Source organism: Roseovarius sp. B08 (assembly GCF_051417955.1).
Lineage (GTDB): Bacteria > Pseudomonadota > Alphaproteobacteria > Rhodobacterales > Rhodobacteraceae > Roseovarius.
On the sequence record NZ_JBPRLW010000001.1, the window covers coordinates 571,860 to 586,383 of the forward strand.

17 protein-coding genes are annotated in these 14,524 nt (G+C 65.3%); 7 read left to right on the forward strand and 10 right to left on the reverse strand.

What is annotated here, in order from left to right:
- Positions 1-310: 310 nt before the first annotated feature.
- Complete coding sequence (locus tag ACSQ76_RS02870) at positions 311-1,972, reverse strand: Y-family DNA polymerase (protein WP_437155383.1); 1,662 nt, start codon at positions 1,970-1,972, stop codon at positions 311-313.
- A gap of 146 nt (positions 1,973-2,118) precedes the next feature.
- Between ACSQ76_RS02870 and ACSQ76_RS02875 the strand changes: the two genes are divergently transcribed.
- From ACSQ76_RS02875 to ACSQ76_RS02885, 3 genes are read left to right on the forward strand one after another with little or no spacing between them, the layout of a single operon-like run.
- Complete coding sequence (locus tag ACSQ76_RS02875; protein ID WP_306127626.1) at positions 2,119-2,448, forward strand: ArsR/SmtB family transcription factor; 330 nt, start codon at positions 2,119-2,121, stop codon at positions 2,446-2,448.
- A complete protein-coding gene (locus ACSQ76_RS02880) occupies positions 2,438-3,430 on the forward strand; it encodes a glycosyltransferase family 61 protein (RefSeq protein WP_437155384.1) in 993 nt (330 codons plus the stop codon). The genes ACSQ76_RS02875 and ACSQ76_RS02880 overlap by 11 nt, the downstream gene beginning before the upstream one ends.
- A gap of 20 nt (positions 3,431-3,450) precedes the next feature.
- Positions 3,451-4,086: a hypothetical protein gene (locus ACSQ76_RS02885; RefSeq protein WP_437155385.1), complete on the forward strand. Its 636-nt coding sequence runs from the start codon at positions 3,451-3,453 to the stop codon at positions 4,084-4,086.
- On the opposite strand, the gene ACSQ76_RS02890 is transcribed toward ACSQ76_RS02885, so the two are convergent.
- The 3 genes from ACSQ76_RS02890 to ACSQ76_RS02900 form a co-directional block, all read right to left on the reverse strand.
- A complete protein-coding gene (locus ACSQ76_RS02890) occupies positions 4,087-4,965 on the reverse strand; it encodes a DMT family transporter (protein WP_437155386.1) in 879 nt (292 codons plus the stop codon).
- Positions 4,962-5,843 (reverse strand): LysR family transcriptional regulator, encoded by an 882-nt coding sequence (locus ACSQ76_RS02895; protein WP_437155387.1) that lies wholly within the window; start codon positions 5,841-5,843, stop codon positions 4,962-4,964. The genes ACSQ76_RS02890 and ACSQ76_RS02895 overlap by 4 nt, the downstream gene beginning before the upstream one ends.
- A gap of 131 nt (positions 5,844-5,974) precedes the next feature.
- Positions 5,975-6,262 (reverse strand): I78 family peptidase inhibitor, encoded by a 288-nt coding sequence (locus tag ACSQ76_RS02900; protein WP_306127631.1) that lies wholly within the window; start codon positions 6,260-6,262, stop codon positions 5,975-5,977.
- A 238-nt stretch (positions 6,263-6,500) separates the two neighbouring features.
- Here ACSQ76_RS02900 and yghU point away from each other — a divergent pair, with 238 nt between their 5' ends.
- Together yghU and ACSQ76_RS02910 are read left to right on the forward strand one after the other, a co-directional pair.
- The gene (gene yghU / locus ACSQ76_RS02905) at positions 6,501-7,370 is read left to right on the forward strand and encodes a glutathione-dependent disulfide-bond oxidoreductase (protein WP_437155388.1); all 870 of its coding nucleotides are present in this window, start codon (positions 6,501-6,503) and stop codon (positions 7,368-7,370) included.
- A 65-nt stretch (positions 7,371-7,435) separates the two neighbouring features.
- Positions 7,436-8,152, forward strand: coding sequence for an NYN domain-containing protein (locus tag ACSQ76_RS02910; RefSeq protein WP_306127633.1), 717 nt, complete (start codon positions 7,436-7,438; stop codon positions 8,150-8,152).
- A gap of 1 nt (position 8,153) precedes the next feature.
- Here the strand turns inward: ACSQ76_RS02910 and ACSQ76_RS02915 are convergent, their stop codons facing one another.
- Together ACSQ76_RS02915 and dapA are read right to left on the reverse strand one after the other, a co-directional pair.
- A complete protein-coding gene (locus ACSQ76_RS02915; protein WP_306127634.1) occupies positions 8,154-8,639 on the reverse strand; it encodes a flavodoxin family protein in 486 nt (161 codons plus the stop codon).
- 102 nt (positions 8,640-8,741) lie between these two features.
- Entirely contained in the window at positions 8,742-9,617 is an 876-nt protein-coding gene (gene dapA / locus ACSQ76_RS02920; protein ID WP_306127635.1) for a 4-hydroxy-tetrahydrodipicolinate synthase, read from the reverse strand.
- A gap of 165 nt (positions 9,618-9,782) precedes the next feature.
- On the opposite strand from dapA, the gene ACSQ76_RS02925 reads away from it, so the two are divergent.
- Both ACSQ76_RS02925 and ACSQ76_RS02930 read left to right on the forward strand, forming a co-directional pair.
- Positions 9,783-11,207 carry a hypothetical protein gene (locus ACSQ76_RS02925; RefSeq protein ID WP_437155389.1) on the forward strand — a complete coding sequence of 475 codons (1,425 nt, stop codon included), beginning with the start codon at positions 9,783-9,785 and terminating at the stop codon, positions 11,205-11,207.
- Positions 11,156-11,848 (forward strand): lytic transglycosylase domain-containing protein, encoded by a 693-nt coding sequence (locus tag ACSQ76_RS02930; RefSeq protein ID WP_437155390.1) that lies wholly within the window; start codon positions 11,156-11,158, stop codon positions 11,846-11,848. Before ACSQ76_RS02925 ends, ACSQ76_RS02930 begins: the two co-directional genes overlap by 52 nt.
- A gap of 55 nt (positions 11,849-11,903) precedes the next feature.
- On the opposite strand, the gene ACSQ76_RS02935 is transcribed toward ACSQ76_RS02930, so the two are convergent.
- The 4 genes from ACSQ76_RS02935 to mnmD all read right to left on the reverse strand — a co-directional run bounded on the left by ACSQ76_RS02935 (position 11,904) and on the right by mnmD (position 14,500).
- Positions 11,904-12,374: a copper chaperone PCu(A)C gene (locus ACSQ76_RS02935; RefSeq protein WP_437155391.1), complete on the reverse strand. Its 471-nt coding sequence runs from the start codon at positions 12,372-12,374 to the stop codon at positions 11,904-11,906.
- Between the two features lie 131 nt (positions 12,375-12,505).
- Positions 12,506-12,871, reverse strand: a complete 366-nt coding sequence (locus tag ACSQ76_RS02940; RefSeq protein WP_437155392.1) for a hypothetical protein — start codon at positions 12,869-12,871, stop codon at positions 12,506-12,508.
- A 91-nt stretch (positions 12,872-12,962) separates the two neighbouring features.
- Positions 12,963-13,829 carry a DMT family transporter gene (locus ACSQ76_RS02945; RefSeq protein ID WP_437155393.1) on the reverse strand — a complete coding sequence of 289 codons (867 nt, stop codon included), beginning with the start codon at positions 13,827-13,829 and terminating at the stop codon, positions 12,963-12,965.
- A 2-nt stretch (positions 13,830-13,831) separates the two neighbouring features.
- Positions 13,832-14,500 carry a tRNA (5-methylaminomethyl-2-thiouridine)(34)-methyltransferase MnmD gene (gene mnmD, locus ACSQ76_RS02950; RefSeq protein ID WP_437155394.1) on the reverse strand — a complete coding sequence of 223 codons (669 nt, stop codon included), beginning with the start codon at positions 14,498-14,500 and terminating at the stop codon, positions 13,832-13,834.
- Between the last annotated feature and the right edge of the window lie 24 nt (positions 14,501-14,524).

The following is a 14,524-nucleotide window of genomic DNA, read 5'->3' on the forward strand; positions in this document are numbered from 1 at the left end:
TCTGCCCCGGAGATCCCGGATCAAGTCCGGGATGACGGTCACACCTTCGCACCCGCCACGCAGGGCGGGGTTCCACCCCGCCACCGCCCGCCTGTGCCGGGATGCCTACCTCCACCCCGTGCCGGGCGTGACCCGCGACCGCCTCCGTTCGGAATCTCCGCGTAGGGTGGGTGAAAACCCACGCGCCCCACGCACGCCCTGTTAACCACCCGAAACGCAAAAAATCGCACCGCTGCCATACCACTTGAATACCGACGCGATACCGACATCGCATTTTCGGCGAATCTGCCTCCTTAACCTTTTGATTCGCCTACGCAAACCGCCCCTGACAGAACCACCCCGACGACATCGTCCCGCCATGGGCGTAATACAGCCACAACCGCTCCCCCTGGCCAGTGGTCACCTGCCAGTAATCCCTGACCCCCGACCGCCAGTTCGGATCGTCCAGCCACCATTCCGGCGCGATCCGCTCCGGTCCCTTCGCCTCGGCCAGGTCATGCGCCCGCCCGCGCCACCGGAAGATGGCCGGCAGGTGCGGCGCATCCGGCGCGTTGACCGGCTCGGGCGACCACATCAGCAAGGGGCGCGGGGTGGCGGGGCGGGGCCAGTCGCCCGCCGGCTCGGACCATGCGGCGGCCAGGATTTGTGACGTCTTTTCAGGGATATGGCTGCTGGCGGGGTGCAGGCGCGTGATCGCTTCCAGCCCGATCCGCCCGCCGATGCGACCGATCAGATCCTCCACGGCCGTGTCCCGCGCCAGCCGGTCCCGGGCGGCGGCGGTGGCGTCCAGATGACCCGCAGCGGTGCGGTGCTGGATGGGCTCGCTGACGGCCGCGATCAGGCGCAACGTGTCGATGCCAAAGCCTGCGTCGATCTCGTCCAGCCGTATGGCCAGCAGGGGCCGGATGCGGTCGGGCTCGTCCGTCGCCCGCGCCAGCCCCGCCTCGATCCAGCCCATGCTGCCATCGGCGCGCCACGCCTCCAGCCGAACCTTGCGCACGCCCTGTCCCTGGTCCGCCAGAAGCTGGCACAGCCGCGGCACCAGCCGATCCAGCCCGGCCTGCAAATCATCAATCAAACCAATGGGTTCCGGGAGGGTCAGCCGGGTCGCCAGCCGGGGCTTCACCCGCGCCGGAGAGACAGGTTCCGGTGCCGCCCCCACCGCCTGGTCCATCCGCAACAAAAGCCCCCGGCCAAAGCGCCGCGCCAGCGGCCCGCGCGGCTGGTTCAGCAGGTCGCCCACCTTGCGTAGCCCCAGCCGGTTCAGGGCCGCGACCTGCTCTTCTTCCAGCCGCAGGGCGGCGATGGGCAGGGGGGACAGAAGACTGCGCGCCTGCCCGGGCGGCGCGATGGAAAACGGCTTTTGAGTTGAACGGCTTACGCCCGCCACCGGTGCGGCGCCGCCCCTTTCCCAGTGCCGCCGCTTGGCCGCGCGGGAGCGGGTCGCGCGGGCCTCCTGGTCGATGGCGTCGCCGCTGCGATCCGCCCCCGGCACAGCCCCGGCATAGCGCGCCAACGCCCAGGCCGCGCCCACCGTGCCGGCCAGCCCGCAGCGCGAGGTCAGCCCGAAAAGTGACGCCTCTTCAACGATTTGCCGGGCCATCGCCTCTTCCCCGCCAAAGAGATGCGCACAGCCTGTGATATCCAGCAGCAACGCATCGGGCGGCTGCGTCGCCATCCACGGGCTCAGCCGTTCGGCCCACCGTCCGAGGCTGGCCAGAAACACCGCCTCCTGATGCGGGTTCTGCAGTTTCGTGACCAGCGTGGCGCACATCGCATGGGCATCGCGCAAGGGCTGGCCCACGCGCAGCCCCGCCGCCTCGGCCGCCTCGGACAGCGAGCACAGCACCTGCATCTGCCCGGTGTCGCGCACCACGGCAAAAGGCACGTCCGCATCCAGCCCGGTCCGCCGCAACAGCCGTTCGGCCCCCAGCCGGGGAAACCAGACAGAAAGGATACGCCGTTCGGGCATGGCAGCGGGACCGGATCAGCAGCAGATGATTGTTCTTGATTTGTTCCAAATTAGGGTGCGCCGCGACCGGAGTCGAGTCCGCAATGCCCCTCCCAAGGCCCAATACAGTTGACGCGGCCAGTGTCCCAAGGCTTAAACGGTGCACCATGGCCCAATCGCTCGACACAGTATTCGCCGCACTGGCCGATCCCACCCGCCGCAGGATCCTGTCGATGCTGCTGGAGGATGACATGGCCGTGACGGACGTGGCGGAGCCGTTCGAGATGTCGCTGGCCGCCGTCTCGAAGCACCTTGGCATCCTGACCCGCGCCGGCCTGATCAGCCAGGAACGGCGGGGCCGGGTCGTGTGGTGCAAGCTGGAGCCCGACGCGTTGCGCGACGCCAGCATCTGGATGCAGAGTTTCGGCCAGTTCGAGGCGGTGAACCTGGATGCGTTCGAACAGTTCCTGGCGAAAGAGTTCCGCGATGATGGATGACGCGGCGCCCGGCCCAGGGCTGGATCCGCACGTCTTGCCGGAGCCGCATGTCGAGACGGTGGAACAGGCGCAGGTGGTCCCAATGTCGCAAGGCCGGGAACTGGCCTGCGGGGTTTTCCGGGCGGATGGCAGCTTTGTGGAGCAGTCGCGGACGCTTTATTCCTCCAATCGCTTTACCGCGCAGCCGGGTCTGCCGGGGACGGCGGAGGTCTTGCCGGGGCGACATCTCTTCATCGGCATCGGGCGGCATCATTTTGGGCATTTTTTGCTGGAATGCATCTCGCGGATGTGGCCCTTGGGGCAGCGCAGCTATGACGGCCTGGTCCTGATCCCAATGCATGGCATTGATTTCGGGGCGGTTTTCGAGCGGCGGCTGAAGGCGTTCGTGGACCTCTTGAGCGACGGGTTGCCGGTGCATTTCGTGGAAACCCCGGTGCGGGTCGAGGTGCTGGACGTGCCGACGCAGGGCATGGGCCACCGCGACTGGGTCACCGGCACGCCGGAGTTTCGCCGGTTCATCCGCGGACGGCTTCAGGCGGCGGTCCTGCCCGAGGGCGACGAGAAGATCTACCTGTCGCGGTCTCTGCTGAAACGCGCGGACCAGATGGTGGACCAGGAAGAGCGGATCGAGCGGCTGATGCGCAAGGCGGGCTACACGATCATGCATCCCCAGCGTCACAGCCTGCCGGAGCAATGCGCCCATTACGCAGCGTCGCGGCAGATCGTGGGGCCCGATGGCTCGGCCTTTCATCTTGCGCCGTTCGTGATGCGGCCCGGCACACGGGTGGGCCTGATTCAGCGGCGCTGGCGGCAGGGGGCGTTCGATGCACTGGCCAACCAGATCGACGCGTTCTGCGATGTGGACCTGGTAAAAATGAACGCGCTGCTGCGTACGGACGACGGACAGGTGTCAGAGGACGTGCCGCCGCCCATGGATTATCGCCGCCTTGTGCGGAAACTGGAGGCGGGCGGATTTCTCTGAGCAACCGGAGGATTCTTGCCATGAAGTCATCTGCCCTGACCCTGATGCTGGCCCTTTGGGCCGCCCCTGGCCTGGCCCAGAACGCCTGTGTCGCGCCACCCCCGGTGGGCGATCCCTGCATGATCGGACATTGGATTGGCGAGAACACGGCGCCGGCGCGAATCCGGGACGCTTTGCAGGGGATGGTGCCCGATAACGTGATCCGTGAAATCGCGGCGGGCGCGTCGCCCGCCTTGGGGATCTCGATCTACGATGACGGGTTCTATCACACGCTCCCGTTTCACCAAGCCACGGAATTTACCGATACGTTCGTCGAGACCGGCGATGTCGTGGACGTGCGGCTGGACCTTGCCGCGCCGACGCAGGTGGGGTTTATCAATGGCGAGGCTGGGCGGATCACTTTCTGCGATGCAGGCTCCGCCCCGGCCATGTTTACGATGACGGCCAATGGTGATGTCATGACCGCACCGGTTGCGGGAGCGGAGCGGTACGAGCCGACGATCACCTATGCATGCGCGGGCGACACCATGACGATGGACGTGCAACTGCCGGCGCCGATCGGCACGGTGCGGTATTTCCTGCGCCGTGTTCCCGAGCACGCGTTCGGCGAAGAATTCAGGCGGCTTTACGACGCGGCGCGGGACCTGGCGGAGTAGCTATTCGTCCTTCAGCAGCAGGACCAACGCCACGATGGTCAGCCCGACGCCCACGAGGATCAGGGGCGGGGGCAGTCCGTGGCCCAGCGCCGCCTGCCAGCAGATCACCCATGTGGGTGTAAGGTAGGTATAGGCCATGACCTTGGCGCTGGGCAGGCGGAGCGAGGCGTATTGCAGCAGGACGAAGGTGATCGCCGTAGCCGCGACGGCGGTATAGACGATGGTGATCCAGACGATGGCGGGCAGGCCGGGCCAGTCGGTGCCGCGCATGTCGGACCAGCCCGCCAGCGCGATCAGCCCGGCGGCGGCGACCATGGCGCCGAAGGAAAAGACGATGGGCCGCTCGCCCCGGTTCAGCTTGCGTACCAGCGGGGTATAGAACGCGTGCGCGATGCAGCCGAAGAAGAAGATGATCTCGCCCCGGCCCATTTCGAACCGCAGGAACGCCTGAAGATCGGCGTCGAAGATCACCCAGAGCGCGCCCGTGGCACCGATGGTCAGCGCGAAGCCCATGCGCGCAGTCATCACCTGACGCAGAAGGATATAGCCGAACAGGCCGGACATGATGGGGGTCAGGGTAAAGACCGCCGCCGCGCTGACCGGGGCGGCGGTTTTCAGCGCCTCGAACATCATCACGAAATAAAGCCCCATCGACCCGCCGAGCAGCAGGTAGCGCCAGGGCGCCTGCCACGTGGTGCGCGGGATGCCGACGGTCGCCCGGGCCGCGCTGCCCAGAAGGACCGAGGCAAGGATGAACCGCACGGCGTTGAGCGCGGTAGGCGCGATATGAGGCGCGGCCATCGAGCCAAGCGCGAAGGACCCGGCGATCAGCCCGGAAAAAGCCAGCATCGCGGCATGGCCGCGCAGCCGGTCGGTCATTCGACCTCCCACGCCTTGGCGCGGTCCTTGAGGAAGCGCAGGAAGGCCTGAACCTTGGTGGTGCGGTGCAGGTCCATGTGGGTCACCAGCCAGATCGGCGCGGACCATTCGTCGCGTGCGGGCATGACCTCGGTCAGGTCGCCGAGCTGGTGGGCCAGCACCCGGCTGAGAAATCCGATGCCGGCGCCTTCGATGATGGCGCAGCGCTGGGCATGTACGTCCTGGCTGCGAAAGATGATGCGCGCATCGGGCACGGTCTGACGCAGCCACTGGTTGAAGGGCGCGCGGTTCTTGGGATCGTCTGCGCTGACGAACCAGTGCTGTTCGAACTCGTCCTCGGACGCGGGCAAGCCGTGCCGGTCGATATAGGATTGCGCGGCATAGAGGGTGTGCGCCTGGGTATAGAAGGGCTGCACCACGTTGTCCGGCTGATCCGGGGCGCGGCCGGCGCGGATGGCGACATGCGCCTCGCCGTATTCCAGCCGAAACAGGCGGTCGCCCGTCAGGTAGCGCAGGATGATGTCGGGGTATTCCTGACGAAACTCTGCCAGGACCGGCACCAGAAGGTGGCTGAACCCGCCCAGCGATGTGACGACCAATTCGCCCGACACGTCGTTGCCGCGGCCTTTGATGCGGCCCGCCAACTGGCTAAATTGATCATCGGTGGCTTGCGCCACGCGCAGCAGGTCCTCGCCCGCCTCGGTGGTGGAATAACCGCGGGCGTGTCGCTGGAACAGCTTGACGCCAAGCCGTTCCTCGAGCGCGTCGATATGGCGGATGACGGTGGCGTGGTGGACACCAAGCGCATCGGCGGCGCCACTGACCGTTCCTACGCGTGCCACGTGAAAGGCGGTGCGGACTTCATCCCAGCTGTCCATGAGGGGCCTCGCTCGTTTGTGCGAAATCAAACACTTCTGCCAGCGCAGTATCAACTGCGTTGAAATAAGCGCAAGGCCGGAATTGAGGTGGGGTTCTGATCGTACTGCGGATCACGCGCCCGGGTGCGCGCCTATCCGCACCAGAAGCGCACGATGGTGTTGCTGCTGTCCAGGTCAACGTTCAACCGCTCGGGGTTGTAGTCCATCGTCACGATTCCGCCGGGCGGGATGACGCGCACCGGCTGGTCAAGCGCCGACTGGTCGAAAGCGCTCAGCGGTTGCCCGACAAGTGCGGCGTGAGTGGCAGCAAGACAACTGTCGGGGCCTTTTTCATCAGCCCGGGATGGCGCGCCGCCCTCGGTCATTGCGGGACCGCAGCCCGCCAAGCTAGCCACCGTCAAGATCATCCACCAGCGCATATGTCTTTCTCCTTCGCACGGTTCGCCGCAGCATTGGCGCAAGCACGCCCGTTCCGCAAGCCCCGTTGACGAAGTCGTTTCAGATGGCGGGTTGCACAGCTCCGTTTTCCGAAAGCCTACGGCGGTCCGACCCGAGGCGACGGCCCCTTGCACACAAATCTGTGCACCGGCGCACCTTGCATTGCCGCATATGTCGGTTAGCTCTCTATTTGAACAGATTGCAATGCGAGAGCCGTAAATGACCGACGATACCTACACACCGCCCGAAGTCTGGACCTGGGACGCCGAAAACGGCGGCACGTTCGCCTCGACCAACCGGCCGATCGCCGGGGCCACCCATGACAAGGAACTGCCGGTGGGCGAGCATCCGTTCCAGCTTTACTCCATGGGCACGCCCAACGGGGTGAAGGTAACGGTGATGTTCGAGGAATTGCTGGCCGCGGGCCATGATGCGGAATACGACGCCTGGCTCATTCGGATCGGTGATGGCGACCAATTCGGCTCGGGCTTTGTCGAGGTGAACCCGAACTCCAAGATTCCGGCAATGGTGGACCGCTCGGGCTCTGAGCCGATAAACGTCTTCGAATCCGGCTCGATCCTCATTCATCTGGCCGAAAAGTTCGGGGCGTTCCTGCCCGAATCCGGCCCGCAGCGGACCGAGGTGATGAACTGGCTGATGTGGCAGATGGGCAGCGCGCCCTACCTGGGCGGGGGCTTTGGCCATTTTTATGCCTATGCGCCCGAGAAATACGAATACGCGATCAACCGCTTCGCGATGGAGGCCAAGCGGCAGTTGGACGTGCTGGACAAGCAGCTGGCGGACCGGCCTTACATCGCGGGACAGGATTACAGCATCGCCGACATGGCGATCTGGCCCTGGTACGGCAACCTGGCGCTGGGCCGGCAATACGATGCCGGCAAGTTCCTGAGCGTGCATGAATACAAGAATGTCGTGGCCTGGGCCGAAAAGATCCTCGACCGTCCGACGGTGCAGCGCGGGCGCATGGTGAACCGCACCATGGGCGAGCTGCACGAGCAGTTGTGGGAGCGCCACGACGCGTCGGATTTCGAGACCAAGACGCAGGACAAGATCGGCGAGAAGGGCTGAGCGCCCACTATCGGCTTTCGCCGGGTGGACGGATAGGGCAGGGTGCGCCCTGAGAAGGAGTTGCCATGCCCGACCGTTCCCACCTGCTTGCCGTTCTGATCGACGCCGATAACGTGCCATCGAAGTATGCCGATGCCATCCTGAAGGAAGTCACCAGCTATGGTGAGCCGGGCCTGCGGCGCGTATATGGCGATTGGTCGAGCCAGCAACTGAGCGGCTGGACCAAGACGGCGCAGAAGCTCGGATTGGTCCAGCATCAGCAGACCGCGAACACCAAGGGCAAGAACGCGTCGGATATCGGACTGGTGATCGATGCGATGGACATCCTGCACGCGGGACATTTCGACGGCTTCGTGCTGGTTTCGTCGGACAGCGATTTCACCCGGCTGGCCAGCCGCATCCGCGAACAGGGCCTGACGGTGATCGGCATCGGCGAGGCGAAGGCCCCCGACGCGTTGAAGAATGCCTGCAATCGCTTTGTCGCTATCGAGAACATCTACCAGGAGGTCGGATCATCGTCGCGCGCCAAGGCCAAAGCGGGGCTGGATTCGAAATCCGCGGCCAATGCCCGCAACCTGATCTTCGACGCGATGGAGAAGATCGACCAGGAAGGCGAATGGTATCCGCTAGGACGCATCGGCCAGCAGATCCAGGCGGACAAGCCGGATTTCGACACGCGGACCTATGGCGAGAAAAAGCTGAGCGATCTTGTCGGCCAGTTGAAAGTATTCGAGACCAAGTCGGGACCTGGCAACCAGATGCTGGTGCGGCGGGTCGACTAGGCTAGAACGCGCCCATTTCCAAGCCCGCGCCAAGCGCCTGTCCAAGTTCGCGGCAGGGAGCGAGGTCGTCTTCCGACAGGTTCTTTTCGGCCAGGATCTGATCTTGCGTCTGGGCGTGGGTGCAGATGATGAACGGTTCCTGCACCGCTTTCAGCCGCCAGCCCTGCGCGATCCGGGCGATCTGTTTTTGCGCGTTCGTGCCGTCAGAGCCGGCGCAGACCATCTGGGCATAGGGACGCCCCTCGATCCGGCCCAGCACGGGATAATAGCAGCGGTCGAAGAAATCCTTCATCACGCCGGCGATGGCGGCAAGGTTTTCCGGCGCGCAGAAGATATAGCCATCGGCGCGCAGAAGGTCCTTTGGCCCGGTTTCTTCAGCGGTCTGGAGGGTCGTCGTGGTTTCTTCGCGCGCGGCGTCTGCGGCGGCCTCCGCCATCTGGCGGCTGCCGCCGGTCTTGGTATGGTAGACGATCAGAAGCTCCGCCATGACGCGCCTTGACCTTTCATCTCGTTCCCTTGCGCTGCGGGCAAGCTTGCCGTTTCACCGCAGAAGGTGAAGCAGATTGCGCCAAGGTAAAGGCGGGACGACCTAGTTCATCAGCCCGGCATGGCGCAGGCCGTCATCGACCAGCGCCTTGGTCTCGTCGCTGAGCTCAGTGAGGGGCGAGCGGACCTCGGCGCTGCACAGGCCCAGCCGGGACAGGGCATATTTTGCACCCACCAGCCCCGGCTCGGTGAAGATCGCCTTGTGCAGCGGCATCAGCCGGTCCTGAATTTCCAGCGCCTTGGCGTAATCGCCGGCAAGCGTGGCGTTCTGCACCTCGGCCACCATGCGGGGTGCGACGTTGCCGGTAACGGTGATCACGCCGACGCCGCCCTGGGCGTTGAAGCCGTGGGCCGTCGCGTCCTCGCCCGAAATCTGGCAGAAGTCCTTGCCGCAGGTCATGCGCTGATGGCTGACGCGGGCGAGGTCACCCGTGGCGTCCTTGACGCCGACGATGCGCGGAAGCTTGGCCAGTTCGCCCATCGTGTCGGGCATCATGTCCACCATGGACCGTCCCGGAATGTTGTAGATGATGATCGGTAGGTTGCAGCAATCGTGCAGCGCGGTGAAATGCGCGATCAGACCGCGCTGGGTGGGCTTGTTGTAATAGGGAGTCACCACCAGGGCTGCATCGGCGCCGACCTTTTCGGCATGCTGGAGGAAGCGGATCGATTCGAGCGTGTTGTTGCTGCCCGCGCCCGCGATCACCGGCACGCGGCCTGCCGCGGCGCGCACCACCTCGGAGACCACGGTTTCGTGTTCCGTATGGCTGAGCGTGGGGCTTTCGCCGGTGGTGCCGACGGGCACCAGGCCATGGCTGCCTTCGCCGATATGCCATTCCACCAGTTCCTTGAGCGTATCAAGATCCAGCTCGCCGTTCTTGAACGGCGTGACCAGGGCAGGAAATGATCCTTTGAACATGATACGCTCCTCTCTATGTCTTAGCCCAAAGGGCTGGTGGATGACCGCGGGACACGGAAGTCTGCCGCGGCGTTGCCCAGCTTGTGAATGGACGTTCCGTCCCCTGGAAACTAGGCTGGCTGTGTCTATCGTCGCTGGCCCGGGAAAATGCAAGTGATGTTCAGCGTGCAACGACTTGTCGTGGCTTTATTGGCCCTGCTGTGGCCGCTTGTTGCGGTGGCCCAGACTGATGGCGTGGACGCGCCCGAGACGGGGGCGGAGGCCGAAGCCGTCAGCGTCAACGAGACTGCGGACGAAGGAGAGGGCGGGACTGTCATGATCACGCCCCCACCGCGTGTGCCGCCGCGCCCGTTGTCCAGCGCGTTCGACGCGATGCTGGCCGGGCGCTGGACAACCGCGGCGCAGATTGCGGAGCGCGCCGGGCCCGCGGCGGTCACCCTGATCGAGTGGCACCGTCTGAGGGCGGGCGAAGGGACGCCGGGCGAAGTTCTGGCCTTTCTGACCGATCACGCCGACTGGCCCGGCCTGGATTACCTGCACAAGCAGGCCGAAGGTGCGATGATCGGGGCGACGCCCGAAGAGATCGTTACCTTCTACGAGGATCGGGTGCCGCAATCGGGCCTGGGAGCTTTGTCCTACGCCCGGGCACTGCAGAAGGCCGACCGGCCCGGCGATGCCGATGTCGCGCTCGTCTTGGCATGGCGGACGCTGGACCTGTCGACCGCCGAACATGATGCCTTTCTGCGGGCGCGGCCGGAACTGTTGAAGCCGCATCACGAGGCGCGGCTGGACATGGCGCTGTGGAGGGGGCTGAGGGATGTGCAGCAGATGCTGCCGCTGGTCGACGCCGCCACGCGCGAGATCGCCGAGACCCGGCTGATGATCGAGGCCGGGGCGGATGGTGCGGACAAGCGCCTTGAACTGCTGCCCGACGCGGCGCAAAGCAATCCGCATATCGCCTATGCGCTTTACAACCGTCACATCCGCCAGGACCGGCCGGACGATGCGATCAAGTTGATTCTTCGCCAAAGCCGGCTGGAGGGGAACGGTCTGGGCGATGCCGAGCGCTGGGCCGGCTGGCGGCGGGAACTGGCGCGTGACCGGATGCGCGACGGTGCGGCACGCACGGCCTATGATCTGGCATCGGTGCACGGCCTGGTGGAAGGGTCGCATTTCGCCGACCTGGAGTGGCTGGCGGGGTTCATTGCACTGACCGATCTCAACGACGCCGAGTTGGCGGTCTTTCATTTCCAGCGGCTCATGGACGGGGTCGAGACGCCGATTTCGCTGGGCCGGGCCGGGTATTGGCTCTTGGACGGGCGCAGGAGGCGGCGGGCAACGAGGCTGCCGCCAAGCTCGCCTATGAGTTGGGGGCCCTGCATCAGACCAGCTTTTACGGGTTGCTGGCCGCCGAGCGGGGGGGCTTTCCGTTCGACCGGGCGCTCAATGGACGTCAGACCTTTCCGGATTGGCGCGAAGCGGAGTTTGCGCAGGGCGAGGTTTTCCAGGCCGGCGTTCTGGCGCTGGCCAATGGCCGCGTGTCGCTGGCCGAAACGTTCTTCACCCACCTCGCCGACACGCTGGAGCTGAAGCCGCTCAGGCAGCTGGGCCAGGCAATGGACGAGTTGGGTTCACCGCATCTGCAGGTGATGGTAGGCAAGGCGGCGGCGCAGCGCGGCATCACGCTGCCTGCGCCCTATTACCCGCTGCATCCGATGCACGAGCTGGACCTGCCCGTGCCGATGGAATTGGCATTGGCCATCGCGCGGCGCGAGAGCGAGTTCGACCAAGGCGTGGCCAGCGGCGCGGGCGCGATGGGCCTGATGCAACTGATGCCGGGCACGGCGGCGGAAGTGGCACGGCGGCTGGGCGTGACCGATCATACACGGTCGCGGGTGTTCGAGGACTGGGCTTACAACGCGCGGCTGGGCTCGGCCTACCTGGCGCAGATGGCGGCCCAGTTCGACGGCAATGTCATCATGATGGCAGCGGCCTATAACGCAGGGCCAGCGCGACCCCCGCGCTGGATGACGCGGTTCGGGGATCCGCGGCAGGACGGCGGGGATATCATCGACTGGATCGAGCACATCCCCTTCAACGAGACGCGGAATTACGTGATGCGCGTGGCCGAAAGCCTGCCGATCTACCGGGCGCGGCTGGGCAAGGAGCCGCACCCGGTGCCGTTTTCGCAGGAACTGGCCGGAAGCACCCTGTCACCGACGGTGGACTGAACGTCTGCGCCAGGGCGACTTCGGCGATGCGGCCCGCCCGTGCGGAAGGCATCCGTCAGTGATTGGAGTGGTCCATGGTCTCGCCCTCCTCGGGCCGGGACTCGACGTTGAACATGACCTCGACCTCGCCTGCATTCTCGAAAACCAGCGTAGCCGGGATTTCCTGGCCTTTCTCTAGTTGCGACGAGAGACCCATGAACATGACATGGTAGCCGCCGGGTGCGAGTTTTACCGTTTCACCGGCGGGGATGGGCAGGTTATCGACATGCATCATCTTGGCGACGCCGTCGGTTTCCTCGGTCGTATGAACCTCGACCTTGGGGAAATCAGCGCGGACCTCGAGCAGCACGTCGTCGGTGTCGCCATTGTTTGTGATCGTCATGAACCCCGCGCCGGCCTTGGCCATCTTGGGCGTCTCGAACGCCATGGGATGCATGATTTCAAGGTCGCCCACGGTGTAGTCATGTGCGGCGGTCATGCCAGCCGAGAGGATCAGGGCGGATGCAAGGGTGAGAATATGTTTCATGTCAGTCTCCTGCAGGGGGGCGACGCGTGCAATGTGTCGCGTGCCGGATAGGTTACGGAAACGCGCCGGGGCAAGCCCGACTGCATCGATGTTCCGGAGGTGTCGTTTGCGGGCGCTGAGCCCGCGCGGGGTCAGGCCGGCAGCGGCGGGGCACGCGCGGCGTTCTGAACCGAAGCGCCGGGTATCGGGAACGTTGCGCTGGCCGCGAAGACATTGAGCGCGGTCGGCACCACAGCCGGGGGCGCCAATTGTTTCTGCGTGTTGATATCGAACGCCGTGACGCCGAAGAACGGGCAGGGATCAGCCGCCAGGCCCGTGTCGTCGCCCGTGTCCACCGGCTGGCCGGTATCCATGGAGACATAGACGATCTGCCCGCCCGAGCAGAGAGCCATCACTCCCGATTCAGGCGCGGCGAGGATCGTGGGCTGGGCCACGACGCGGATCGCGATGAAAAGCGCGAGCAGCACCGTCAGGGCCGCCTTGCCGATCGCCGTCATGTACCGCGCCGTGCGCATGTGGTGCCCTTTGCCATTCGGTGTTCCTGATACATCGTCAGCCTTGCGGGGAAAAGCCCGGTAAAATGCCGCACTAGCCGCGCAGACGCTGGCGCCACAATGTAAACAGTCCGGCGGCCACGATGAGCCCCGCGCCGAACGCCACGTTGAGACGGATCGTCTCGGAAAAGAAGAGGATGCCGATAGTGCTGGCGAAGACCAGTTGCAGGTAGGCGAAGGGCTGGACCGCGCTGGCCTCGGCGACCTCGTAGCACTTGATGAGCGTGTAGTGCCCCGCCGCGCCGGTCACGCAGAGTGCAGCCATCCACAGCCAGTTATAGGCCGACATCGGTTCCCAGAACCACAGGCCAACGGCGGTCATGGCGACCGATCCCACCGTGCCGGTCCAGAAAAAGCTGGTGGCGGCGCTGTCGCGGCGGCCGACGTAACGGGTCAGCAGGCCGTAGAGCGCGAACATCAGCGCGGCGATGAGCGGCACGATGGCTTCGGGCTGGAAAACGCCGAAGCCCGGTTGCAGGATGATGATCACGCCGACGAAGCCGACCCCGATGGCCGCCCAGCGACGCCAGCCGACGCTTTCGCCCAAGACCGGGCCGGAGAGCGCGGCGATGAGCAAGGGGTAACAGGCGAAGACGGCGTGGCTTTCCACAAGCCCCAGCAGGGTGAAGCCGAAGATCATCACGCAGATCTCGGCGACCAGCAGGACGGCGCGAAATCCCTGTACCAGCGGTTGATCGGTGCGGGCGGCGGCGCGCAGGCCGCCGGCGGTGCGGGTGGCGACACTGATCACGAAGGCGGCAAAGAACCAGTAGCGGATCATGACGATCATCAGCACGTTGTATTCCCGCGCCAGGTATTGCGAGATGCCGTCCTGCACCGCGAAGATGAATGTGGTCGTTACCATCATCATGATGCCGAGGCGGGTGTTCTGCTCTGCCATGCTCAGGTCTTTCTTGCGCGGGTCATGTGCCGCTTGCGCCCGTATCCCGGAACGCGGTCAACTTCAAATCCCGCCGCCTGCAAGCCGCGCCGGACGAAGCCCGCGGCGGTGTAGGTGGCGGCGGTGCCGCCGGGTGCGGTGTGCTGGCCCACCTGGCGCATCAGGGACTCTTCCCAGAGTTCGGGGTTCTTGGCGGGGGAAAAGCCGTCCAGGAACCAGGCGTCAGCTTGGCTGTCCCATTGGGGCAGGGTGGCGCGCGCGTCGCCTATCATGACGCGCAGGGTGTAGTCGGAGCCTCTCGTCGTGTCACCGAAGGGGCCGCCATCGCTCAGCCCGAGCGCCTCGACAGGCAGGTCCGGGAAGACCGAGAGGGCGCGCGCGATTTGGTCAGGGTCCATCGGGAATGCCTCGAAACTTGTGAAATGGAAGGTGCCGGACACGTCTGCCGCGCGCCATGCCTGAAGCGCGGTCAGGAAGTTGAGACCGGTGCCGAAACCAAGTTCTGCAACATGGAACCCGTCGCGGAACCGTGCGGGCAAGTCATTGCCGCCGAGAAAGACGTGTCGCGTTTCCGCAAGGCCGTTCTCGAGGCTGAAATACGGGTCGTCGAAGCGGGTGGAGACCGGCACGTCCCCGTCGCGCCATTCCAGTTCTGCCTGCTGGTCCTGCATCGCGCCTTCCGGTAGTCAGGGAAA

Coding starts and splice junctions, on each gene's coding strand:
- ACSQ76_RS02880 (WP_437155384.1), top strand. CDS start 2,438: ATGATGGATGACGCGGCGCCCGGCCCAGGGCTGGATCCGCACGTCTTG.
- ACSQ76_RS02940 (WP_437155392.1), bottom strand. CDS start 12,871: ATGACGGCGATCGGCAAGGCGGCCCTGACGGTGCTGCTCGCGCTTTTC.
- ACSQ76_RS02885 (WP_437155385.1), top strand. CDS start 3,451: ATGAAGTCATCTGCCCTGACCCTGATGCTGGCCCTTTGGGCCGCCCCT.
- yghU (WP_437155388.1), top strand. CDS start 6,501: ATGACCGACGATACCTACACACCGCCCGAAGTCTGGACCTGGGACGCC.
- ACSQ76_RS02875 (WP_306127626.1), top strand. CDS start 2,119: ATGGCCCAATCGCTCGACACAGTATTCGCCGCACTGGCCGATCCCACC.
- ACSQ76_RS02895 (WP_437155387.1), bottom strand. CDS start 5,843: ATGGACAGCTGGGATGAAGTCCGCACCGCCTTTCACGTGGCACGCGTA.
- ACSQ76_RS02900 (WP_306127631.1), bottom strand. CDS start 6,262: ATGCGCTGGTGGATGATCTTGACGGTGGCTAGCTTGGCGGGCTGCGGT.
- ACSQ76_RS02870 (WP_437155383.1), bottom strand. CDS start 1,972: ATGCCCGAACGGCGTATCCTTTCTGTCTGGTTTCCCCGGCTGGGGGCC.
- ACSQ76_RS02945 (WP_437155393.1), bottom strand. CDS start 13,829: ATGGCAGAGCAGAACACCCGCCTCGGCATCATGATGATGGTAACGACC.
- dapA (WP_306127635.1), bottom strand. CDS start 9,617: ATGTTCAAAGGATCATTTCCTGCCCTGGTCACGCCGTTCAAGAACGGC.
- mnmD (WP_437155394.1), bottom strand. CDS start 14,500: ATGCAGGACCAGCAGGCAGAACTGGAATGGCGCGACGGGGACGTGCCG.
- ACSQ76_RS02910 (WP_306127633.1), top strand. CDS start 7,436: ATGCCCGACCGTTCCCACCTGCTTGCCGTTCTGATCGACGCCGATAAC.
- ACSQ76_RS02890 (WP_437155386.1), bottom strand. CDS start 4,965: ATGACCGACCGGCTGCGCGGCCATGCCGCGATGCTGGCTTTTTCCGGG.
- ACSQ76_RS02935 (WP_437155391.1), bottom strand. CDS start 12,374: ATGAAACATATTCTCACCCTTGCATCCGCCCTGATCCTCTCGGCTGGC.
- ACSQ76_RS02915 (WP_306127634.1), bottom strand. CDS start 8,639: ATGGCGGAGCTTCTGATCGTCTACCATACCAAGACCGGCGGCAGCCGC.